Below are 22,639 nucleotides of genomic sequence, written 5' to 3'. Positions count from 1 at the left end.
GGGGCCTGCCGGGCCGGAGGATCGGAGCGTGCCCACTCCGAGACGAGACACCTTCAGCCGACGCTTGAAGTTCACCGGCCACGGCCATCTGCTCGCCCCCGCGGTCTGGACCGCCGTGGTCGTGGCCATGATGGCGGCGTTGCTTGCGCCCCGGGACACCGACCCGGGACTCAGTCCGCTGTCCCTCACGGTCAGCGACTTCGCCGCCCTGGACCGCGGTGGACCGATCGAGACCGCCATGGCCTCGCTCGGCCTCGTCTCGCTGCTGCTCCTCGTGGTGGCGAGGAAGCGGCTCCCGGCGATGCGCGGGCTACCGTCCGTGCTGCTGACGGTCTGGGGTGCGGGGCTCGTGCTCGCGGCCGTGGTGCCGACGGATCCGCTCACCACGCAGCTGACCGGGTCGGCGTATGTGCACCGCTACGCGTCCGTCGCGGCGTTCGCGGCGCTGCCGGCGGCCGGGCTCGTCCTGGCCGGGCGGCTCGGCCCGGCAGCGGGGCGGACCGCGTGGTGGTTGCGCGTGCTGTCCCTGCTCGCGGTGGTCGGGGCCGGGGTGATGGCGTACTCGGCGGGGCCGGGTGGCCGGGAGCTGATCGGTCTGGTGGAGCGGGTGATGCTCGGGTGCGAGGTGATCATGCTCGGGGTGCTCGGCCGGTACGTTCAGCGCCTCGCGCGCGGGGGCAGCGGGCGTGCCAAACTGGCGCCATGAGCAAGACGGACACCACGGACGAGTACATCGGGGGCTTCGGCGGTCAGGCCCGTGAACTGCTGGAGCAGGTACGCGCCTTGGCCCACGAGGCGGTTCCCGAGGCGACCGAGGCGATCAAGTGGGGGACCCCGGCCTGGATCCACCCGTCGGGGACGATCCTCTTCATGGTGAACGGTTACACGAAGCACGCGAACGTCGTCTTCACCCCCAGCACCCGCGCGGCGTTCGACACCGACCTCGCCGACTTCGCCACCGGCAAGGGCTCGGTGAAACTCCCGTACGGCCGGCCCGTGCCCGGTGACCTGCTGCGGCGGATGATCGCGTACCGGGTGCGGGAGCACGAGGTCGAGGGTGTGCGGTGGATGTAGCCGCGGCGCCTCCCACCCCGTCCCCCACTGCCGACCACTGAGGACGCGATCCATGCACGCGATGCAATACGAGATCACCCCCAGGACTCCCGGCGACCGCTACCCGGTCCCGCACCTCTCCCAGCCCGAACGCGACAGCCTGCCGTGCGGGCGGCAGTGGTGAGCGGGGCCGTCCGCGGCGTCCAAGGCGACCTGGATCCAGGGCAGTTGGGCATCGTCGACGCACACGACCACCTCTTCTTCCGCAGCCCCGTGCTGCCGGGACAGGAGCTGGACGACGCCGGACTCGCCCGCCAGGAGCTGGAGGCGTACGCGGCCGTGGGCGGCGGCACCGTGGTGCAGTGGACGCCGTACGGGCTCGGCCGGCACGCGGCGGAGCTGCCCGCGCTCGCGGTGGCGACCGGAGTGCACATCGTGGCCGCCACCGGACTGCACCAAGCGGCCCACTACACCGAGCAGTTGCTGACCGAGCGCCGCGACGACCTCGCCGAGGTCTTCGTACGCGAGCTCACCGAAGGCATCGCCGACAGCACCGTACGCGCCGGCCTGATCAAGGTCGCCGGCGGCTTTCACGCACTGGACGCGCACGCCCGCTGGACCATGGCGGCCGCGGCCGAGGCACACCACGCGACCGGGGCGCCGATCGCCGTCCACCTGGAGCTTGGCACGGGCGCACTGGACGTACTCGACCTGCTCTGCGAGGAGTTGGAGGTGCCCGCGCACCGCGTCATCCTCGGCCACCTCAACCGCTCCCCCGACCTCGTGACCCACCGGGAAGCTGCGGACTCGGGGGCGTACCTGGCCTTCGACGGCCCCTCGCGGGCGAACCACGCCACGGACTGGCGGATGCCGGACGCCCTCGCGGCCCTGGCCGACGCGGGCCACGCGGACCGCCTCCTGCTCGGCGGCGACACCACGACCGCCGGGGCCCGTTCGGTGACCGGCGGCCCCGGCATGCCGTACCTGCTGCGCCGGGTGCGCCCGCGCCTCGAAGCGGTGCTGGGCGAGGGGACGGTGGAGCGGATCCTGGTGGACAATCCGGCGCAGGCGTTCTCGGTCGAGTGGCGGTGAGGGGTGTGCGTGACCGGGATCACGTATTGCACCGAGCGATCCAAAACAGGTAGCGTTCCCGTATGGCCCGACCGAGGATGTTCGACGAGGAGCGGGCCCTGGACGCGGCGATGCACGCCTTCTGGGAGCACGGCTATGAAGCCACCTCCACGCAGGACCTGTGCACCGCCACCGGGCTGGGGCGCAGCAGCATCTACAACACGTTCGCCAGCAAGCACGACCTGTTCACGCGCTCGCTGACCCGTTACATCGAGCGGATGACGGCGAACCAGATGGAGATCCTGGAGGACGCGGAGGAGTCGCCGCTCGACCGGATCCGTACGTTGTTCGCGACGACGGTCGACACCGAGTCCGGGACCCGTAAGGACGGCCACAGCCGTGGCTGCCTCACTGTGAACACCACCGTGGAGTTCGCGGGGCGCGATCCCGAGTCGGCGCGTCTGGTCGAGCGGGATCTCGATGTCCGGCTCGCCGCCCTGCGGTCCGTGATCACGGCCGGGCAGACCGACGGCTCGATCACCTCGAAGCGGCCGCCGGAGGAGCTGGCACGCTTCCTCAACACCGTGATCGGCGGGATGCGCGTCTCCGGACAAGGGGGCGCCGACCGCGCCACTCTTGAGGCCACGGCACACATCGCCCTGGACGCCCTCACCGGCTGATCTCCTCACCCCAGTACCGCAGTTGGATCGCAGTCGAGTACCGCGTCGTGCTCAGTCATGCCCTGATTTTGTACTGCTCCATCCAAAACAAACACCTCCCGGAGGGACACCCATGCCACGCGCCGTATACGTCTTGGCCCTCGGCATCTTCGCCATGGTCACAAGCGAGTTCGTCGTCGCCGGTCTGATGCCGCAGATGGCGCACGGCCTTGATGCGACGATCCCGCAGATCGGGTATCTGATCACCGCCTTCGCCGCGGCCATGGCGTTCGGCGGCCCGTTCCTCACCGTCGCGCTCCTGAAGGTCCCTCAAAAGCGGGCCCTGATGGTGCTGTTCACGGTGTTCCTCGCCGGCAATGTGCTGGCCGCGACCGCATCGACGTACGCGGTGATGCTGGCGGCGCGAATCGTCACCGGCGTCGCCTCGCAGGCCTTCTTCGGTATCGGTCTCGCGATGTGCGCACAGCTCACCCGGCCCGAAGTCCGCGGCCGCGCCGTCTCCGTGGCGCTCAACGGGCTGATGCTCGGCACGCTGCTCGGGCTTCCGCTGGCCACGTTCATCGGCGACCGGCTCGGCTGGCGCGCCGCGTTCTGGGTGATCTCGGGGATCGCGGTGCTCGCCGCGGCGGCGACGCTCGTCGGGGTGCCGGACGTGCCGAAGGACGCGGGCGCCGGTCAACTGCGGGAGGAATTCGGTGTGTTCCGCTCCGCGCGGCTGTGGTTCACGCTGTCGACCAGCACGCTCGTGATCGGCGCGACGTTCGCGGCGTTCAGCTACCTGGGCCCGATCCTCACCGAGATCTCCGGATTCGGCGCGGGCACCGTGCCGCTCCTGCTCGTCGCCTACGGGGCGGCGACCGTCATCGGCAACACGGTGACGGGACGCCTCGCCGACCGGCACACCCTGACCGTGCTGCTGGCCGGGCTCGCCCTCAACTCCCTCTTCCTCCTGGGGTTCGCGCTGTTCGCCCAGGTGAGTGCCGCGGCCGTGGTGTGCATGCTGGGCATCGGTCTGGTGGGTGTCACCATGAACCCGGCGATGGTGGTGCGCGTGCAGCGCAGGGGGAACGCGGGGGCGCTGGTGAACACCGTGCACTCCTCGTTCATCACGCTCGGCATCGTCATCGCCACCTCGGTGGGCGGTGTCGTCATCGACGCGTACGGGCTGCGGGCGCCGCTGTGGGTCGGTCTGGCGCTCGCGGTCGCCGGGATCGCCTCGCTCGTACCGGATCTGATGGCGCGGAGGGACCAGGCGGCGAAGCCGCAGGAGCCGGTCATGGAGCCCGTCGGCGTCACCCCCCGCTGAGCGCCCCCAGGGGATCGTCGAGGACCGGCTGCCAGGCCAGTTCCGCCGCGCCCACCAGGCTGTTGTGGTCCAGCGTCGACGCCAGGATCGGGACGCTGCCGCTGCGGCCCCACAGGCTGCGGTCCGCCACGACGGCCCGGAGGCGCTCGGGGTCGGCGTCGAGGAGGGTGCGGTGGAGGCCACCGAGGACGATGCGGTCCGGGTTGAGGATGTTGACCAGGCCGGCGAGGCCGAGGCCGAGGCGGTCGATGAGGAGGGCGGTCGCCGCGCGGACGTCCGGGTCGTCCTTCGCCTCGGTCAGCAGGCCGCGGGCCTGTTCCAGGAGTGAGCCGCCCGGGTCGGGGGCGCGGCCCGCCGCCGTGAGGAAGGCGAGCGGGTCGGCCTCGACGTCCAGGCAGCCGCGGCTCCCGCAGTGGCAGGGGCGTCCCTCGGGGTTCACGGTGAGGTGGCCGACCTCCAGGGCGAGGCCCGAACTGCCGGTGTGGAGGTGGCCGTCGAGGACGAGGGCGCCGCCCACTCCGCGGTGCCCGGTCGCCACCAGCAGCAGGTCGCGCGCGCCGCGTCCCGCGCCGTGGCGGTGCTCGGCGAGCGCGCCCAGGTTGACATCGTTGGCCGCGAACGCCGGGATGCCGAGGCCCGCTTCCCGTACGCAGTCGGTGAAGATCTGCCGCACCGGGGCGCCCACCGGCCAGGCCAGGTGGAGGGGGTTGAGGGCGGTGCCATCGGGTTCGGCGACCGCGGAGGGGACGGCAAGGCCCGCGCCCACGCAGCGTCGTCCCGTGGAATCGAGGAGCCGGACGCCCGCCTCCACCACCGACCGCAGTACGTCCGCCGGGTCCGGGTCGATGATCTCGCAGCCCGGCGTGGTGGCGACGATGCCGCCGCCGAGACCGACGAGCGCCGCCCGGTAGCCGTCGGAGTGGACCTGTGCCGCCAGCGCGACCGGTCCTTCGTCGGCGACGGAGAGGCGGTGCGAGGGGCGGCCCTGGGAGCCGGATGCCGCGCTCGGCTTCGCGTCGATGCGGATGAGGCCGAGCGCCTCGAGCTCCGCGGCGACGGCGCCCGCGGTCGCGCGGGTCACACCGAGCTCGGCGGTCAGCACGGCGCGGGTGGGGGCCCGCCCGGTGTGGACGAGTTCGAGCGCGGGACCGAGCGCGCTGCGCCCCCGCTCCAGACGCGGTGGCCGCCCGGCCGTGTCGCCCGCCGTGTGGCCCCCGGTCCCGGAGGCCGCCTTGCCGCCGCTCATCAGCAACTCCTCGCCCTGATCACGCTCAGGAATGTTAGCCGGTGAACGCCCCGTGGCCGATCCGTGCGCGCACCCCGTCTACAAGCCGCTGACCCGCAACGTGATGTTGAGCCGCCCGCTCAGGCCGAGCCCGGGCGGCGCCGTCCCCGGCTCGGTCCTCGGCACCCCGTGGTACGCGAACCGCGACGCGCCGCCGAACACGAACAGATCCCCGCTGCGCAGCTCGACGTCGGTGTACGGCTTCGTACGGGTCTCGGTGTTGCCGAACCGGAAGACGCAGGTGTCACCGAGGCTGAGGGACACGACCGGCGCGGTCGACTTCTCGTCGCGGTCCTTGTGCATACCCATGTGGGCGTCGGTGTCGTAGTAGTTGATCAGGGCGATGTCGTAGGGGTCGGCCGGGCCTTCTCCGTAGGCCGCCGCGACCGCCCGCCGGCCGAGCGCCACCAGCTCGTCCGGCATCGGCTTCACCGCCTCCCCGTCGCCGTCGACCGCGGTGCGCGCGTAACCGTACGGGAACCAGTGCCAGCCGAGACCGAACTGCCGCACGCTCATCCGGCCCCCGCCCGGCAGCCGCACATCGCGCAGGCCGGCGGGCGGGCGCGCCCAGGTGCGGCACAGCTCGATCAGGCGCCGCTGTTCCCGCTCGTCGAGCCAGTCGGGGACGTGGACGGCGCCGGGGGCGATCTCCGTGCGGTCGCGGGCGAACAGTTCGTTCATGGGTCCAGTGTTCCCGAAGACACGTGGGCCGGTGCGGCTCGGTTCGGTGTGCGGGTCAGTACGGCCGCAGCTCCCCCTTCTCCGCCGCCTTGCCCGGCCGCGCCGCCGTGTCCTTCGGGTACGAGATGTGGTCCGGGTCGCCGTCGGATGTGTAGCGCGTGAGTTTCCCGGCGGACAGTTGGCCGAGCCAGTGTGTGGAGCTGTAGTTGGCGTCCTTGCCCTTGGCGGGGGCCGAGCGGATCCGGGGGATCGCGGCCGGGTCGAAGGAGTCCGCGTACGGGGAGGGGGCCGGGTTCGCACCGACGAGGTAGACGCCCCGGTTCTTGTACGCCGTGCCGGACGCGCTGCCGGTCAGGGCGAGGTCAGCGGGTTCGGGCTGGATGCCGTACGGGAGGGCGAGGGAGCGGACGTCCGTGCCGGGGACGTCGCGCACGATGGAGCGCTGGCCATCGGCGATCTGGGCGCGCGCCTCGGCGGTGCCGCTCTGCGCGAGGTTGGCGTGGTCGAGTGTGTGGTTGCCGATCTCGAAGCCGTTCTTCTTCAGCCAGGTCAGGGCCTTCTTCTGCCCGGTGGCTGCGAAGGCGTCGCCGTTCACGAAGAGGGTTGCGCGGGCCTTGAAGCGCGGGTGGTCGCGGGCGACGGCGCGCAGGACACCGACCGCGCAGTCGTCGGTGGGTTCGCCGTCGGCGCCGAGGCGGAGCTGGCTGTCGGTGGAGTCGTCGAAGGTGAGGACGACCGGGTGGGCACCGGCCGGGATGTCGATCCTCCCCGTCTCGTACTCGCCCGCGGTCACGGGCACGTACCCCTCGCGCACCAGGCGTTCCAGTTCGGCGCGGAGGTCCTTGGGTGTCCGGTCGTACGCGCTCTTCGGGTGCTCGACGATCTGGTGGTACATGAGCACCGGCACGGCGCCCAGTTCGTTGGCGCGCACCTTTTCCGGCGCCGGAGGTTTGGCCGGTTTCGCTGCCCCGGACGAGTGTCCTGAGCCCGGGGAGTGGGAATCCTGCCGGTCACCGGCGGACTGCGGAGGCTTGGCTCCATCAGCCGGCGCATCGCTCCCGGTACCGCCACAGGAGACGGCGGCCATCGCAAGGACCAGAGCAGATACGGCAGTTGCGCCGGACCGGTGAACACGAAGAAGACGAAGAAGACGAGGACGACGAGGAACACGCAGTAGACCACGACGCACGAGACCTCCTGGAGGATCTGCTGATGCGGCTCGACTGGAAGAACTGGCTCCGCTCCCCCACCTCCCGCTCATCCGGTTCCGTTTCCGACCCTGCGGCCAGTGCTTCCCCGGCGGGCTTCCCGCGCAGACGGCCGGTCATCCTCGTCTGCGTACTGCTCGCACTGGTTCTCGCCATAGGCGGCACACTCTCGCTACGCGCCGCACACGGAACCACCCTGAACCTCGTGGGCCTGCCCAACGACGGCAAGCTGGGCGCGCAGCTCCTGCGCACGGGAGAGTTCGAGGTCGCGGGCGCCGAGGGCGACAAACTCAAGGGCACCAAGGTCACCCTCGACGGCAAGCCCCTGCGGACACGGGCCGCGCACGGCAGCGCCGGCGCCCTCTCCGTCGGCCTGGGTGACATCAAGGACGGCACACACGAACTGCGCGTCACCCACCCCGGTTCCTGGCCCACCGGTGACACCGAGGTCGTCCGAAAACTGACGGTCGACACCGAGGCACCCCGCCTCAAGGTGGCCGACACCAAGGCGAAGGGCTTCCGCGAGCCCGTCACCGTCAGGGGCACGGCGGCCGACGCACAGCGAATAACCGTCGCGGGGCACACGGCGAAGCCCGCGAAGGACGGCGCCTTCGCCGTCCGGCTCCCGCGTCCACCGGGACGTACGACGGTCACGGCGACCGACGCCGCGGGCAACACCGCCCGCCATGAGGCCGAACTCACCGTGCACCGGCCGCTGTTGAAGGCCGTGCACGTCAGCGCCCAGGGCTGGGCCTCCGACGCGCTGCGCGAGCCGGTCATGAAGATGCTGAAGCAGAAGAAGATCAACGCCGTGCAGCTCGACATCAAGGACGAGCTCGGCGAGGTCGGTTACGCCTCCAAGGTGCCGCTCGCGAAGAGCGTCGGCGCCGCCAAGGGGTACTACGACGCGAAGAAGGCCGTCAAGGAGATCCACGCCGCGGGCGGTACGGTCGTCGGCCGCATCGTCGCCTTCCGCGACCCGATCCTCGCCACCAAGTCCTGGAAGTCCGGGCACCGCGACCGTGTGGTGCGGACCCCGGGCGGGGGCGCCTACAACGGCGGCAGCTACGGCCAGTTGTCGTTCACCAACTTCGCGAACAAGGAGGTGCGGCAGTACAACATCGACCTGGCCGCGGAGGCCGCGAAGCTGGGCTTCGACGACATCCTCTACGACTACATCCGCCGCCCCGACGGCCCGATCCGCAAGATGTCGTTCCCTGGCCTCGGTGACACCACGCCCGAGCGGTCCGTCGCCGATGTCGTCGGCGAGACACGTGCCGCCGTCCGCAAGCACAACGCGTTCCTCGGTGTCTCGGTGTTCGGCATCGCCGTCGACCGGCCGAAGGAGATCGCCCAGGACGTCGGCCTGCTCGCGCAGGAGGCCGACTACATCTCACCGATGATCTACCCCTCGCACTGGGCCAAGGGCGAGTACGGCGTCTCCGACCCCAACTCCCACCCGTACCCGATCACCAAGCGCTCCCTCGCCGCCTTCGCGAAGAAGACGCGGCACACCGACGCGCAGATCGTCCCCTGGATCCAGGACTTCTCCCTCGGCGTCTCCTACGGCGACAAGGAGGTCCGCGCCCAACTCGACGCGGCCCGCTCCGACGGCATCAAGGGGTTCCTGCTGTGGAATCCGGGGGTGCAGTACCACGAGGGGGCGTTGGGCTGAGGGACGGGTGAGCCCATTGACCGGTGGGGTGGACTTCTCCACCCCGCGAAGTGGGCCCTCGACCCCGCCGCCGTTTTCATCATCCTGAAGAATTTCAACATGACCCTTGTCGGACGCGGCGTCGTGCAGTTCAATCGTCGTTGAGCCCGCCGGTGTCCGTGCCGCGCGGGGACAATCGACCCGACAAGGCAGGTACGTCCATGAGCGAGGCCAAGCCCGATGTGGACGCCCTCGTCGCCACGGTGGGACTGCAGGTGCGGGCGGCCCGCAAGCAGGCAGGGCTCACTCTGGACGCGCTCAGCAAGGCGGCCGGCGTCAGCGTCGGCCTCATCAGTCAGGTCGAGCGGGGCAAGGGCAACCCGTCCTTCGCCACGCTCGCCCAGATCGCGCACGGCCTGGACATCCCCATCGGCCGTCTCTTCCACCTGGCGGACCAGGTCTCGCCCGTGGTGCGCCACGACGAGCGGCGGGTCCTCGACTTCCACGGAGCCGCCGAACTGACCGGCGCGCGCTACGAGTTGCTCACGCCGACCCTGAGCGGGGCGCTCGAGTCGATCTGGGTGGAGACCGAGCCGGGGCACGACACGAGCGACACCCCGTTCCGGCACAACGGCGAGGAGTTCGGCATCGTGCTGAGCGGGGTCAAGGACGTCTACCTCGACGGCGTCCGACACCGCCTGTACCCCGGTGACTCCATCACGTACTCCAGCAGCGTGCCGCACTGGTACGCCAACCCCGGTGACGAACCGGCCAGTTCGGTCTGGGTGATCACGCCGCCCACGTGGTGAGCCGTACCCCGCGACGAACCCGATAGCAGAACACACCCCACCGGACGCGCCCACCGCAGCGCGCGCCCGTCATCCGCGCACGCCCGATCCTCGACCAGCGAGGTGCCTGATGGCATCGCTTTTGCAGAGATCCCCTGCCCGTGTGCCGGTCTCCACCCGTCGTGCCCTGCTCGCCCTCGGTGGCGGAAACGCCGTCGAGTGGTACGACTGGATGGTCTACGGCCTGCTCGCCTCCTCCATAGGCCCACAGTTCTTCCCCTCCTCCAACCCCCTGTCCTCCACCATGTCCGCACTCGCCGTCTTCGCCGTCGGTTTCGCGGCGCGCCCGCTCGGCGCCGTCGTCTTCGGCCGGATCGCCGACCGGGCGGGACGCAAGGGAGTGATGCTCTTCTCGATCGGCTCGATGGTGGCGACCAGCCTGGTCATCACCGTGACCCCCACTCATGCCGCGATCGGCACCTGGGCGGGCGTGATCCTGCTCCTGTGCCGGATCGTGCAGGGCGTGTCCACCGGCATCGAGGCCCCGCTCAACTCCACGTACGCCGTGGAACTCGCGCCCGAAGGACACACCGCCCGGTTCGGCGCGATCATGGGGTTCTACGTCCAAGTGGGCATCGTGGGCGCCTCGTTGGTGTGCTTCGGCGTCAGCTCGGTGATGAGCCAGGACGCACTCGACTCCTGGGGCTGGCGCATCCCCTTCGCCATCGGCGCGCTCGCCGGAGGTGTCTTCCTGTGGCTGCGCAGGGCGCTCCCGGAGACGCTGGAGAGCACCGCGGACACCACGGACGACGCCGGGGACGCGGCGCCCGCAGGACCGTGGGCCGAACTCGCCCGCCGCAAACTCGCCCTGCTCACCATCGTGTTCGTCGTCGCCGGCGCCCAGGCCATCAACTACACATGGACGACCGGCCTGCCCAACCTGGCCCGCACCACCCACCACGAGGACAGCTCGGCCGTCTTCGCGATCACCACGCTCTCCGGAGTCCTCGTCGGGTGTCTGTACCCGCTGGTGGGGCGGATCGCCGACCGCTCGCGGATCTCCCGAACGTTCTGGATCTCGCGGCTCGGCACGGCCGCGCTCGTCTTCATCGTCCTCGTGTACCAGGGCCCGGGACTCACCCGGTTCACCGTGGTGATGCTGGTCGGCGCGCCCGTCCTCGCGTTCACGATGGGCCTGTACAACACGGTCGCCGCCACGCTCATGCCCATGCACTGCCGGGTCACCGGTGTCGGGATCGGCTACGCCGTCGGCGTCGCGGGCTTCGGCGGCACCGCCCCCTACGTCCTGCTCTGGTTCCAGAACCACGGCGCGGCCGCCGCGTTCCCGGTGTACGTGGCCGTCCTGTGCCTGCTCAGTGTGCTGCTCTACCGGCTCGCCTTCGCCCGCGGCGCGGTCCGCGCCGGCGACTGACCGCGGCCGTCACCCTCAACGTAAGGACATCGCTGTGCCTGTAGTTCCCCCTGCCCTGACGGGCGACCGCATCGCTCTCGAAGCGGTCGAGGCCCCCGTCGTCCAGCGCTCCGACGTCGTCGTCGTGGGCGGCGGACCGGCCGGTGTCAGCGCCGCCGTCGCCGCCGCGCGGACCGGCGCGAGCGTCACGCTGCTCGAACGGTACGCGGCGCTCGGCGGGCTCGCGTCCGGCGGCATGGTCCTGGTGCTCGACGACATGATCAACGGCGACGAGATCACCGTGACCGGCGTCGTCGACGAGTACGTGGAGCGGATGGCCAAGCTCGGCCTCGCCGTCTATCCGCCGGTCGAGGACCGCTATTCCTCGCCCGAGATGTGGGCCAAGTGGGGCCGCTGGGGCTCCTTCGACTTCCACCAGCACATCAACCCCAAGCCCATCTGCTACGCCGTCGCGTTCGACCCGGACGGCTGGAAGCGGGTCTCCAACGACCTGGTGCGCGAGAGCGGTGTCACGCTGCGGCTGCACAGCTGGTTCTCCCGGCCGATCGTCCAGGACGGTGTGCTCAAGGGTGTCGTCTGCGAGACCAAGTCGGGGCCGCAGGCGGTCATGGGCGACGTCGTCATCGACACCACCGGCGACATCGACGTGGCCGCCCGCTCGGGCGCCGCGCACACCAGCGCCGGCTACCTCACCACGCTCGTCTTCCGGCTCGGCGGCATCGACACCGACGCCGCCGAACGCTACGAGCAGGAAAACCCGCGCGAGGTCCGCGCCCTCAACCGCAAGATCAAGCGGATGCTGGGCGGCGCCTGGGAACTGTGGTGGCTCAAGACCCCGATCCCCGGCGTGGTGTGGTGCAACTGCCCCCACATGACCGGCTTCGACGGCACCGACCCTGCCTCCCTCACCGAAGCCGAGTTCGAGGCGCGGGACCGCATCGCGACCGCCCTCGACACCATCCGCCAGGAGCTGCCCGGCTTCGAGAAGGCGTACCTGCTGGACGTCGCCGAGCAGATGGGCGTACGGCAGACCCGTCTCCTGGAAGGCGAGTACGTGGTGACCAAGGACGACATCACCGCGCGACAGCACTTCACGGACTCCGTGGCCCGCGGGCGCGACTACTACTACCCGTACCGGTCGCTGCTGCCGCGCGACGTCGACCAGTTGATCGTGGCGGGCCGGCACTATTCGGCCACCCCCGAGGCGCAGCGCATGTCCCGCGAGATACCGCCGTGCATGGCGATGGGGCAGGCGGCGGGGATCGCCGCGGCCACCGCCGTCGAACAGGGCGTTCTCGTACGCGATGTGGACCCGGCCGTGATCCAGCGCCGGATGCGCGACCAGGGGGCCGACCCCGGCGACGTACCCGCCGCGAACGCCACGACCGCCACCGCCGCACAGCCCTCGCAGCCTTCGCAGGAGGCCCTCGTATGACCACCACCCAGCCGCTCACGGGCGTCACCGTCCTCGACTTCACGCAGGTCTTCATGGGCCCGTCGGCGACCCAGCTCCTCGGCGACTACGGCGCCGACGTCATCAAGGTCGAGCGTCCGGGGACCGGCGACATCTCCCGGACCTCGATCCCCGACGAGGCCGGGCTCGACAACCCGATCTTCCTGTCGATCAACCGGAACAAGCGCAGCATCGCCCTCGACACCCGCACCGAGGAGGGCCTCGCGGCGGTGCGCGAGCTCGCGCGCACGGCCGATGTCGTCGTCTCCAACTTCCGCGCGGGCGTCATGGAACGCCTCGGCCTCGGCTACGAGGATCTGAAGTCCCTGAATCCGCGCGTGATCTGGGCGTGCGGCACCGGCTTCGGCAGCTCGGGACCGTATGCGCACAAGGGCGGCCAGGACGCCGTCGCGCAGGCCTACAGCGGAGTGATGTGGCGCAGGCCCGCCGACGACGACCCGGTCGGCCTGTACGCCACCACGCTGTGCGACTACACGACGGGCATGCACCTGCTCCAGGGCATCCTGCTCGCGCTGCTGCACCGCGACCGCACGGGAGAGGGGCAGCGGGTCGAGGTGTCGATGTACGACTCGATGCTGCACATGCAGATGCAGGAGGCCTGCCAGCAGCTCAACAGGGGCTCCGAGATCAACTGGGCGGCGATGCCGCTGACCGGCGTCTTCCCGACCACCGACGGCGCTGTCATCTTCGTCGGCGGCTTCCGGGACAACGCGCTGCATCACCTCAGCATCGCCCTCGAACTGGACGAGGACCTGTCGCTCCGTCCCGAACTGACCACGCTGGACCAGCAGTTCGCGGCACGGACCGAACTCCAGGAGATCTTCCGCACGGCCGTCGCGGGACGCTCCACCGAGTACTGGGTCAAGCGCCTGGAGGAGCAGGACATCCTGTGCGCCCCGGTACGCAGCCTCGCCGACGCGCTCGACGACGAGCAGACCGCCGTCAACCAGATGATCGTCGAGATGCGGCACCCGGTGGCCGGCACGGTCCGCGCGCTCAACGCGCCGATCAAGCTCTCGGCGGCTGAGGCGACGGTGCGGCGGGTGCCGCCCCGGCTCGGGGAGCACGGGGACGAGATCCTGGAATCCCTCGGGTACGACGCCGAGCGGATCGCCCTGCTCCGCGAGAAGGGGGTCCTGCGATGAGCGCAAGCCCGGCCGAGGCGCCCCCGGTCGACGAGATCCGCTTCGAGCGGGACCGTGACGGCCATCTCGCCCGCGTCACCATCGACCGCCCCGCCGTCCTCAACGCCCTTGACGGCAAGGCGACTTCCCGACTGAACGACATCTGGTCCGAGATCGAGTCCGATCGCGCCATCCGCGCCGTGGTCGTCACCGGAAGCGGTCCCCGCGCCTTCTGCACGGGCGCCGACATGTCCGCCGACGCGGCCCCGAAGACGGGCCTCGAATACTGGGCCGACCTCGACCCGAACGGCTTCGGCGGCCTCGGCCTGCGCACCACGCTCGACGTCCCCGTCATCGCCCGCGTCAACGGCTACGCGCTCGGCGGCGGCATGGAGATGGTCCTCGGCTGCGACATCGTCATCGCGGCCGAGCACGCCCAATTCGGCCTCACCGAACCCCGCGTGGGCCGCATCCCGCTCGACGGCGGCGTGTTCCAGCTCCTGCACCGGCTGCCGCACACCCAGGCGATGGGCCTGCTGCTGACCGGGCGGCGCGCGCCGGCGGCCGAGCTGCATCGGATGGGCCTGGTCAACGAGGTTGCTCCGGACGGCGAGTTGGACGCGACGGTCGAGCGGTGGGTGGACGACGTACTCGCCTGCGCGCCCACGTCCCTGCGCGCCATCAAGCAGATGGTGCAGCGCGCGGGCCATCTGCCGCCCGGCGAGGCCCACGCGATGCGGCTGCCCGCGCTCACCGCCGCCCTCGACAGCGAGGACGGCGAGGAAGGTGTGCGCGCCTTCCGCGAGAAGCGCAGGCCGCAGTGGCCGGGCCGCTGACACAGCCTTCCGTACGACAAGGAGCGCTCGACATGACACATCACCTCGCGCCCGGTGTCTGGGGCGTGGTGGCCACCCCGTTCACGGGCCCTTCGCTCGACGTCGACGAGGCCTCGCTGGCCCGTCTCGTGCGCCACTACGCGGACATCGGCACGAGCGGCCTCACCGTGCTCGGCGTCTTCGGCGAGGCGGCCCGGCTCGACGCCGCCGAACGCGGCCGGGTGCTCGACACCGTGCTCGCCTCGGTGGACCTGCCGCTCGTCGTCGGTGTCACCGCGCTGTCCACGGCGCCCGCCGTGGAGGAGGCCGCGCAGATCCGTGCGGCGCTCGGCGACCGGCTCGCCGCGCTCATGGTGCAGGTCAACTCGCCGCGCCCGGACGTGGTCGGCGAGCATCTGCAGGCCGTCCACAAGGCGACAGGCGCGCCGATCGTGGTGCAGGACTACCCGGTGAGCAGCGGCGTGCGGATCACGACGCCGGATCTCGTCACCGTCGTACGGGAGTTGCCCGCGGCGGCGGCCGTCAAGGCGGAGGCGCCGCCCACGCCCGCCGCCGTGGCCACGCTGACGGAGGCGCTCGACGTGCCGGTCTTCGGTGGGCTCGGCGGCCTCGGACTGCTCGACGAACTCGCGGCGGGAGCGGCCGGCGCCATGACCGGATTCTCCTGCCCCGAGGGCCTGTTGGCCTGTGTCGAGGCGTATCGCGTCGGTGGCTACGAGGCGGCTCGCGCGGCCTACGAGCCATATCTTCCGCTCGTCAATTTCGAGGCGCAGGCGGGCATCGGCCTCGCCGTCCGCAAGGAGGCGATACGCCGCCGCGGCCTGATCGAGGGGTCCGGAGTACGGCCGCCGGCGCCGACCATGCCGGTGGCGCTCCACGCACAGCTGGACCGGCATCTGACGGCCACACCGGGCGCGTTGCCCTCGGAGAAGGAGGCCCGCTGATGGGGGTCGCAACGCGGGGGCCGAGCACGGCAGACACCGCGCGGACCGCCGGGCCCGGACACGACACACAACAACGCCCGCACCACGATCACCGTGCGGGCCGATTCACGGAGGTGCGCTGAATGGACTTCGGAATCAAGGGGCGCGTCGCCCTCGTCGCCGCCTCCACAGGTGGCCTCGGCCGTGCCGTCGCCGAGGCGCTCGCCGCCGAGGGCGCCCGGGTCGTGGTGAGCGGGCGGCGCGGCGAACAGGCGGCCGAGGTCGCCGCCGGACTGCCGGAGGCCGTCGGGGTCGCCGTGGATCTGCGGACGCCGGAGGGTCCACAGCAGCTCGTCGACGCGGCGCACGAGGCGTTCGGGGCACCGGACATCGTGGTGCTCAACGGACCGGGGCCGCCGCCCGGCGCCGCCGGGGACACGAGCGGCGACGCGTATGCGGCCGCCTTCGACACCCTCTTCCTGGCCCAACAGCGGCTCGTCCAGCTGACGTTGCCCGCGATGCGCGCGAAGGGGTGGGGGCGGGTGCTCGCGGTCGGCTCCAGCGGGATCGCCGCGCCGCTGCCAGGACTCGCCGCGTCGAACGCGGGACGGGCCGCGCTCGCCGCCCACCTCAAGACTCTCGCGGCGGAGGTGGCGGCGGACGGCGTGACGGTGAATCTGCTGCTGCCGGGGCGCATCGGCACCGCGCGGGTGGCGGAGCTGGACGCCGCCAAGGCCAAGCGGCTCGGGAACACCCCCGAGGAGGTCGCCGCGGAGTCGCGGGCCACGATCCCGGCGGGCCGCTACGGGCACCCCCACGAGTTCGGCGCCGCGGCCGCGTTCCTGTGCTCGGAGCCCGCCTCGTACGTCACGGGGACGGCGCTGCGCGTCGACGGGGGCCTGGTGCGGAGCCTTTGACGGTTGCTCAGCTCACCCGGACTGTGCCTCCCGCGCCGCTCGGATCGTGGCGCGGTGGGCGGAGTCCAGGTACTCGTCGATGCGGCTGATCCGGCCGTCCTCGATCCGTACGTACATGGCGGCGTGCAGCGTCACCGCGGCGCCGCCGGGCAACGTGCCGTGCAGGACGTGTTGTTGGAGCACGCCGTCGTCGAGGCGGGCCCGGCGGACGATCTCGTAGCGCAGGTCGGTGACCGTGCGGTGCAGGCCGCGCAGCACCTTGAGGTTGTCCTCCACGGACTGTTCCACGAGGTCGTCGTTGTGCCAGATGACGGCGTGCGGCGCGTACAGCGAGCGGACGGTGTCGATGTCGCCGGCCTCGATGGCGGCGAAGAACCGGTCGATGAGGTCGTCGATGAGCCGGTCGATGTGCCGGTCGTCCATGGGCGCTCCTCGGGAGGGGTGAGCGACGGATCGATGCGGTGGGTCAGTGGGCGGTGCGGACGGATCACGGCCATGGGTCAGTCGGCGGTGCCGCGGCCGCGCAGCTCGCGCTTGAGTACCTTGCCGGTCGTGGTGCGGGGCAGCTCGGCGGTGAACTCGACGCTGCGGGGGCACTTGAAGTGGGCCAGGTGTTCGCGGGTGAAGGCGATGACCGCCTCCGCTGTAGGTGTGCTGCCGACTGCCGGTACGACGACGGCGTGCACCGCCTCGCCCCAACGGGCGTCGGGGCGACCGACGACGGCCGCCTCCGAGACGCCGGGATGGCGTGCGAGGACCGCCTCGACCTCCGCCGGGTAGACGTTCTCCTCACCCGTGATGATCATGTCGGTGGCCCGGTCGAGGATGGTCAGATAGCGGTCGGCGTCGAGCCGGGCGATGTCCCCGGTGCGGTACCAGCCGCCGTCCGTGAAGGCCTCGGCCGTGGTCTCCGGGGCATTCCAGTAGCCGCTGAAGAGGCAGTCGCCGCGGATCAGGAGTTCACCCGCCTCGCCGGCGGGCACCGGCCGCCCCTCCGGGTCGACGATCGCGACCTCCCAGCCGAAGGAGATCCGCCCCGCCGTGGCCAGGCGCGGGTTGTCCGGCTGGTGGTCCTCCGGCGCCAGCAGGCTGATCATGCTCTGGCTCTCGGTGTTGCCGTAGATCTGCCGGAACCGGCAGCCGAACGTGGCGAGGGCGGCCGCCAGTGACGTCGGGGTGATGGGTGCGGAACCGTAGGCGATCTCGACGAGGCTCGACAGGTCGGGGGCGCGGTCACGGCCGCGTACCTCGGCGACGAGCATGTCGACGATGGACGGGCCCGCCGTGAAGAACTGGATGCGTTCGCGTTCGACCGTGTCGATCGCCGTCGTTGGGCGGAATGCCGTGGGGACTATCAATGTGCCTGCGGTGAGCAGCACTTGGAGGGCCTGGCCGAGGCCGCCCAGGTGGAACAGCGGCATCAATTGCAGGTGGCGCGCGCCCGCGACCTGGTCGCCGACCTCCAGGGCGAAGGCGGCGACGCTGGTGATCAGTGCACCGTGACGCAGTGGAACCGCCTTGGGCCTGCCGGTGGTTCCGCTGCTGTGCACGAGGGCCATGACCGCCTCGCCGCGCAGCTGTTCAACGGGCCGGGCGGGCGCGGCGGCGTCCAGGGTGTCGCCGTCGAGCCATCCCTCGGGGAGCGGGCCGCCGCCGATGCGGACGCGCACGGGGAAGTCGTGGGGCGAGGCGAACTCGGCGTCGGCGGCGACGGCCACCGGCTGGAGGAGGTCGAAGAGGTTCTTCAACTCGGCTGGCGAGAGGCGCCAGTTGACCAGGGCGGGGATGGCGCCGACGCGCATCAGCGCGAAGGAGTGGACGAAGAAGTCCGCACTGTTGCGTGCGATCACCGCGACCACGTCACCGGGCGCGACGCCCGCCCGCGCCCAGCCACCGGCCCGCCGTTCCACCGCGGCGAGCAGCTCGGCGTAGGTGAGACGGGTCCCCCGGTCGTCGATCAGTGCGGGAATGTCCGGGCGCGTGGTGGCCCGCCATTCCAGGACATGGATCCAGCTCTGCATCCGTGCGCCTCCATCCGTCGACGTGACTCTCCACTCGTTTCCGTACGTCCGTACGTCTCCATCCGGCCACGTACGTCTCGATGCGCTTCAAGGCGTGCGTTCCGCCACCCAGTTCGCGATCAGGTCCGCGGCCAGGGACCGGGTGCCGTCCGGCTCCTGGAGGTAGTGGTCGGACTTGACGGTTTCGAGGCGCTTGTCCGGGGCGGCGAGATGGCGGAACAACGCGTCCGCGTCGCTGTCGTACACGCAGGCGTCGGCCGTGGCGTGCACCACGAGGGACGGCACGGTGATCCGGGCCAGGTGCGGGGCGGCAATGCACTGCGAGGTGCGCAGGCTCCACATCGACAGCCAGGTACGGAGCGTGGAGAGCGTTCCGATGCCGAACATGCCGTAGTTGGCGCGGGCGGGATCGCCCAGATAGCACCAGTTGGGGCGGCGGTCCGACGGCTCGATGGCCGGGTCGATCATCCGCAGGTCGGCCCAGGTGCGGTGGAGTTGGAAGAGCTGGTCGCGGGCGCGTGTGCCGCGCAGCGCGTCGAGCCGTTCGAGCGCCCAGTCGGTGATCCGCTCGTTGCGGGCCCGCTGCGCCGCCCGGTAGCGCCGCTGGAACTCCGCGTCGTACGGGGCCGGATTGCGCGGGCCGAAGGGGTCGAGGTCCGGATCGACGGAGAGGGCGTCGGTCTCGTCCGTGACCGAGGGGTCCATCCAGTTCGTGAGCACCTCGGGACGCCCCGAGTGCGCGGCCAGGGCCACGAACAGGTCGCCCGCGTCCAGGTGTTGGATGGCGTCCACGGGACGGCCGCCCGCCGTGGGCAGCACATTCGGCTCGACCGCCTGCGACTGGTAGGCGGCCATCAGGGAGCCGCCGCCGGAGTTGCCGAGCAGCACGACGCGCTCGACGCCCGCGACCTCCTTGAGCCAGCGCACCCCGACACCGATCTCCGCCAGCGCGTGGTCGAGGAGGAAGTACGGCTCGTTCCCGCGGAACCGGGTGTTCCAGCCGAGGAAGCCGTAGCCCCGCTCGGCGAGATACGACGCCAAGTAGTGCTCGGAGAAGTCCACGTTGTAGTGGGTGGCGATGAACGCCGTGGTCGGGCGGTGTCCCTCGGGGCAGTGGTAGATGCCCTGGCAGGGATGGCCACCGGCCCCCGCCCGCCCCACCAGCGGCGATGCCAACCCGACGAATTCCCTGGTGATGTCGTGCACTGCGCTGCCTCCTCTGACGAGAACGGCTCCCGAACGCCTGATGCGTCGGCACCCTAGCGCAGTTCTGAATCTGAGTTTAGATTCAGAACAGGATTCACCGGTCGACGACAGGAGGTCCGGCACATGACATGGCGGAACCCGAAGTACGAGCTGGGCGGGGTCAACCATCTCGCCCTGGTGTGTGCGGACATGGAGCGCACGGTGGACTTCTACACACGGGTCCTCGGCATGCGCCTGATCAAGACGATCGAGTTCCCCGGCGGCGCCGGGCAGCACTTCTTCTTCGACATGGGCGGCGGCAACGCGCTGGCGTTCTTCTGGTTCGCCGACGCGCCCGACGCCGTGCCGGGCGTGAGCCGGCCGGTGACCGTGCCGGGCATCGGCGAGTGGATCTCGGCGGTCGGCACCATGAACCACGTCGCGATCAACGTGCCCGAGGAGCGGTTCCTGGAGTACCGCGCCAAGCTCAAGGAGGACGGCGTCCGGGTCAGCCCGGTCATCGACCACGACGACAGCGAGGACGGATACGCCGAGAAGCTGCACGACGGCGTCTTCGTGCGGTCCTTCTACTTCCAGGACCCGGACGGCATCCTGCTCGAATTCGCCTGCTGGCGCCGGGAGATGGGCGAACCCGGCGATGTCGCCCACACCCCGCGGACCGCGGCCGACCGGGTCCCTCCGACTACGGCCGGCTGACCCGTGCCGGCCTGGCAGCACGTACTGGACTGGCGCGCCGCGCACGACGCCGACCGGATCGCGCTCAGCGACGACCGGGGCGGCGAGCTCGGCTACGCGGAGCTGGCGGACGCGGTGGAGCGCGAGGCGGCGCGCCTCGCGGCGGCCGGGGTGGCACCGGGCGACGTGGTCCCGCTGCTCGCGCACAACAGGGTGGAGTGGGCGGTCGCGCTCTTCGGCCTGCTCCGGGCCGGGGCGCTGCCCGCGCCGGTGAACTGGCGCCTCGCCGCGCCCGAAGTTGCCGTGCTGCTGGACATGATGAAAGTACGTCATGTGGTGACGGGCGAGGCAGGGGCCCAACTCCTCGGCGAGGGTGGCGGGTTCGGCGGTGCCGTCCTTTCGCTGACGCCCGACGCCCCCATCGGCGACCCGACCCCCGTACGCCCTCACGAACGCATGCTGACCTCCGCTCCTTGCGCGCTGCTGCACACCAGCGGCACGACCGGGCGGCCCAAACTCGTGCCGGTCACCCACGAGATGCTGATCTCGGCGGCCACCTTCATGTCCCTGGAGGTGCCGGAGGCCGTGCCGGGCGCCCGGCACCTGAGCGCGCTGCCGCTGTTCCACGTCGCGGGGCTCGTCAATCTGGGCTACGCCCTGTTCACCGGCGGCCATCTGCACCTGCTGGACGGTTTCGCGCCGGCCCGGTTCGTGGACGAGCTGGCCGCGCGCCGCATCCAACTCACCCAGCTCGTACCGACGTTGGTGGACGCGGTGACGGCGGAAGTGGCCTCGCGCGCGACACCGCCCGACCTGTCCGCGCTGGTCGAGGTGGTGTATGGGGCGTCGGCGATCCGGCCCGAGATGCTGGAGCGGGCCGTCACCACGCTGGGCTGCCGGTTCCGGCAGGCGTACGCGAGCACCGAGACGGGACCGCTGCCGATCAGCTCGCTGACACCCGCCGACCACGACGTGTCCCGCGGGCACCTCGCCACCGCGGGCCGCCCCTCACTGGGCTGGGAGATACGGCTCGGTGAACACGGCGAGGTCCAGGTGCGCGGGGCGGCCCCCTTCCCCGGCTACTGGAACGATCCCGACGCCACCCGCCAAGTGCTCACCGACGACGGCTTCTACCGCACCGGGGACATCGGGACGATCGACGACGACGGCTATCTCACCCTCGTCGACCGGCTCAATGACATGATCGTGTCCGGCGGTGAGAACGTGTACCCGGCGGAGGTGGAGGCGGTGCTCGCGGCGCATCCCGCGGTCCGCGAGGTCGCGGTCATCGGCGTTCCGCATCCGCGCTGGGGCGAGACGGTGCACGCCGTGCTCGTCCCCGTCGACGCGGAGGGCGGGTTCGCGCCCGAACCGTTCCTCGCCTGGGCGCGTGAGAGGCTCGCCCATTTCAAGACGCCGACCGGCATCACCGTCGCCACCCGCCTGCCGCGCAATGCCACGGGAAAGGTGCTCAAGGGGCCGTTGCGCGAACCGTTCTGGGCCGGGCACGCGCGCCGGGTGTCGTAACACCGCCCAACCGCCCCGTCCCACCCGTCGTCCCTGGTGCGGGGCCGATCCGGATAGCATCGCGGCGGCAAGAGGGGAGGCCGCAGCATGCGGAGACACACCGTCAGGCCCGCGCGCAAGGCGACGACGGCGACCCGTCCTGGCGCCGAGCGCGCGGCGAAGGCGACCCGGAAGGGGCGGGAGACGGACGAGGCGTTCCGCGCCGCGGCCCGGACCGTGTTCGCCAGGGACGGCTACCTCAACTCCCGGATCAGCGACATCGCGGCCGAGGCCGGCAAGTCGGTGGCGTCGTTCTACAACTACTACGACACCAAGGCCGACCTGCTGGCGGCGCTCGCCGAGGACTTCCACCACGAGGCGTCCGAGCTCACGAAGCGGCCCTACCGCGCGGGCCTCGCACCCCAGGAGGCGCTGCGCGAGGCGGTGGCCGCGTTCTGGCACACGTACCGCAGGCACCGCGGCGAACTCGTCGGGGTGTTCCAGGCGTCGATGCTGGAGGAGGAGTTCCGCGAACGGTGGCTGGCGATCCGCGCCGAGGGCACCGGGATGATCGCGGCCGAGATCCGGCGGGCGCAGAAGGACGGGTACTGCCCCGGGGCCGACCCCGAGCTGACGGCGTCGGCCCTTTCGGCGATGCTGGAGCACTCCTGCTACATCTGGATGGGGCACGGCGACAGCGGGACCGGGACCGCGGCGGACACCGCGGCGGACGAGGAGCGCGCCATCGACGCGCTCGCCACGATCTGGGTCAAGTCCGTGTACTGGCGCCCGTAGGACG

The 22,639-nt window shown here is 71.3% G+C and carries 22 protein-coding genes; 16 read left to right on the top strand and 6 right to left on the bottom strand.

Annotated elements, in window-relative coordinates; translation table 11 throughout:
• Positions 1-28: 28 nt before the first annotated feature.
• From OG746_RS19775 to OG746_RS19755, 5 genes are all read left to right on the top strand, one after another.
• Complete coding sequence (locus OG746_RS19775; RefSeq protein WP_266716275.1) at positions 29-706, top strand: DUF998 domain-containing protein; 678 nt, start codon at positions 29-31, stop codon at positions 704-706.
• Positions 703-1,074 (top strand): iron chaperone, encoded by a 372-nt coding sequence (locus tag OG746_RS19770; protein WP_266716273.1) that lies wholly within the window; start codon positions 703-705, stop codon positions 1,072-1,074. The genes OG746_RS19775 and OG746_RS19770 overlap by 4 nt, the downstream gene beginning before the upstream one ends.
• Before the next feature lie 159 nt (positions 1,075-1,233).
• Positions 1,234-2,145: a phosphotriesterase family protein gene (locus tag OG746_RS19765; RefSeq protein WP_266716271.1), complete on the top strand. Its 912-nt coding sequence runs from the start codon at positions 1,234-1,236 to the stop codon at positions 2,143-2,145.
• Between the two features lie 62 nt (positions 2,146-2,207).
• Complete coding sequence (locus tag OG746_RS19760) at positions 2,208-2,804, top strand: TetR/AcrR family transcriptional regulator (protein WP_266716269.1); 597 nt, start codon at positions 2,208-2,210, stop codon at positions 2,802-2,804.
• A 112-nt stretch (positions 2,805-2,916) separates the two neighbouring features.
• Positions 2,917-4,110 carry an MFS transporter gene (locus OG746_RS19755; RefSeq protein ID WP_266716267.1) on the top strand — a complete coding sequence of 398 codons (1,194 nt, stop codon included), beginning with the start codon at positions 2,917-2,919 and terminating at the stop codon, positions 4,108-4,110.
• Here OG746_RS19755 and OG746_RS19750 read toward each other — a convergent pair.
• The 3 genes from OG746_RS19750 to OG746_RS19740 all read right to left on the bottom strand — a co-directional run bounded on the left by OG746_RS19750 (position 4,097) and on the right by OG746_RS19740 (position 7,007).
• Positions 4,097-5,356 (bottom strand): ROK family protein, encoded by a 1,260-nt coding sequence (locus OG746_RS19750; RefSeq protein ID WP_266716265.1) that lies wholly within the window; start codon positions 5,354-5,356, stop codon positions 4,097-4,099. The genes OG746_RS19755 and OG746_RS19750 overlap by 14 nt on opposite strands.
• Before the next feature lie 78 nt (positions 5,357-5,434).
• Positions 5,435-6,076, bottom strand: coding sequence for an alpha-ketoglutarate-dependent dioxygenase AlkB family protein (locus OG746_RS19745; protein ID WP_266716263.1), 642 nt, complete (start codon positions 6,074-6,076; stop codon positions 5,435-5,437).
• A gap of 55 nt (positions 6,077-6,131) precedes the next feature.
• Positions 6,132-7,007, bottom strand: coding sequence for a polysaccharide deacetylase family protein (locus OG746_RS19740; RefSeq protein WP_266716261.1), 876 nt, complete (start codon positions 7,005-7,007; stop codon positions 6,132-6,134).
• A gap of 182 nt (positions 7,008-7,189) precedes the next feature.
• Between OG746_RS19740 and OG746_RS19735 the strand changes: the two genes are divergently transcribed.
• The 8 genes from OG746_RS19735 to OG746_RS19700 all read left to right on the top strand — a co-directional run bounded on the left by OG746_RS19735 (position 7,190) and on the right by OG746_RS19700 (position 16,432).
• Positions 7,190-8,959, top strand: a complete 1,770-nt coding sequence (locus tag OG746_RS19735; protein ID WP_266716259.1) for a putative glycoside hydrolase — start codon at positions 7,190-7,192, stop codon at positions 8,957-8,959.
• 200 nt (positions 8,960-9,159) lie between these two features.
• A complete protein-coding gene (locus OG746_RS19730) occupies positions 9,160-9,747 on the top strand; it encodes a helix-turn-helix domain-containing protein (RefSeq protein ID WP_266716257.1) in 588 nt (195 codons plus the stop codon).
• A 142-nt stretch (positions 9,748-9,889) separates the two neighbouring features.
• Positions 9,890-11,158, top strand: coding sequence for an MFS transporter (locus OG746_RS19725; protein WP_266716255.1), 1,269 nt, complete (start codon positions 9,890-9,892; stop codon positions 11,156-11,158).
• 34 nt (positions 11,159-11,192) lie between these two features.
• Positions 11,193-12,593 (top strand): FAD-dependent oxidoreductase, encoded by a 1,401-nt coding sequence (locus OG746_RS19720; protein ID WP_323179635.1) that lies wholly within the window; start codon positions 11,193-11,195, stop codon positions 12,591-12,593.
• Positions 12,590-13,777, top strand: a complete 1,188-nt coding sequence (locus OG746_RS19715; RefSeq protein ID WP_266716253.1) for a CaiB/BaiF CoA transferase family protein — start codon at positions 12,590-12,592, stop codon at positions 13,775-13,777. Before OG746_RS19720 ends, OG746_RS19715 begins: the two co-directional genes overlap by 4 nt.
• Entirely contained in the window at positions 13,774-14,592 is an 819-nt protein-coding gene (locus OG746_RS19710; protein ID WP_266716251.1) for an enoyl-CoA hydratase-related protein, read from the top strand. Before OG746_RS19715 ends, OG746_RS19710 begins: the two co-directional genes overlap by 4 nt.
• Before the next feature lie 32 nt (positions 14,593-14,624).
• Entirely contained in the window at positions 14,625-15,536 is a 912-nt protein-coding gene (locus OG746_RS19705; RefSeq protein ID WP_266716249.1) for a dihydrodipicolinate synthase family protein, read from the top strand.
• A 122-nt stretch (positions 15,537-15,658) separates the two neighbouring features.
• Positions 15,659-16,432: an SDR family oxidoreductase gene (locus OG746_RS19700; protein WP_266716247.1), complete on the top strand. Its 774-nt coding sequence runs from the start codon at positions 15,659-15,661 to the stop codon at positions 16,430-16,432.
• 12 nt (positions 16,433-16,444) lie between these two features.
• On the opposite strand, the gene OG746_RS19695 is transcribed toward OG746_RS19700, so the two are convergent.
• From OG746_RS19695 to OG746_RS19685, 3 genes are all read right to left on the bottom strand, one after another.
• Complete coding sequence (locus OG746_RS19695) at positions 16,445-16,855, bottom strand: nuclear transport factor 2 family protein (protein WP_266716246.1); 411 nt, start codon at positions 16,853-16,855, stop codon at positions 16,445-16,447.
• A 77-nt stretch (positions 16,856-16,932) separates the two neighbouring features.
• Positions 16,933-18,453 (bottom strand): class I adenylate-forming enzyme family protein, encoded by a 1,521-nt coding sequence (locus OG746_RS19690; RefSeq protein ID WP_266716244.1) that lies wholly within the window; start codon positions 18,451-18,453, stop codon positions 16,933-16,935.
• A gap of 87 nt (positions 18,454-18,540) precedes the next feature.
• Positions 18,541-19,659 carry an alpha/beta hydrolase gene (locus OG746_RS19685; RefSeq protein WP_266716242.1) on the bottom strand — a complete coding sequence of 373 codons (1,119 nt, stop codon included), beginning with the start codon at positions 19,657-19,659 and terminating at the stop codon, positions 18,541-18,543.
• A 123-nt stretch (positions 19,660-19,782) separates the two neighbouring features.
• Here OG746_RS19685 and OG746_RS19680 point away from each other — a divergent pair, with 123 nt between their 5' ends.
• The 3 genes from OG746_RS19680 (at position 19,783) to OG746_RS19670 (ending at position 22,635) form a co-directional block, all read left to right on the top strand.
• Positions 19,783-20,355 carry a VOC family protein gene (locus OG746_RS19680; RefSeq protein ID WP_266716240.1) on the top strand — a complete coding sequence of 191 codons (573 nt, stop codon included), beginning with the start codon at positions 19,783-19,785 and terminating at the stop codon, positions 20,353-20,355.
• Between the two features lie 3 nt (positions 20,356-20,358).
• Positions 20,359-21,861 carry a class I adenylate-forming enzyme family protein gene (locus OG746_RS19675; RefSeq protein ID WP_266716238.1) on the top strand — a complete coding sequence of 501 codons (1,503 nt, stop codon included), beginning with the start codon at positions 20,359-20,361 and terminating at the stop codon, positions 21,859-21,861.
• A gap of 87 nt (positions 21,862-21,948) precedes the next feature.
• Positions 21,949-22,635, top strand: coding sequence for a TetR/AcrR family transcriptional regulator (locus OG746_RS19670; protein ID WP_266716236.1), 687 nt, complete (start codon positions 21,949-21,951; stop codon positions 22,633-22,635).
• The last annotated feature ends 4 nt before the right edge of the window (positions 22,636-22,639 follow it).

Origin of the sequence: Streptomyces sp. NBC_01016 (assembly GCF_026341035.1) — a bacterium.
Taxonomy (GTDB): domain Bacteria; phylum Actinomycetota; class Actinomycetes; order Streptomycetales; family Streptomycetaceae; genus Streptomyces.
Note: the sequence above shows the minus strand (reverse complement) of the source record. Positions and strands in the feature narration are given on the sequence as shown.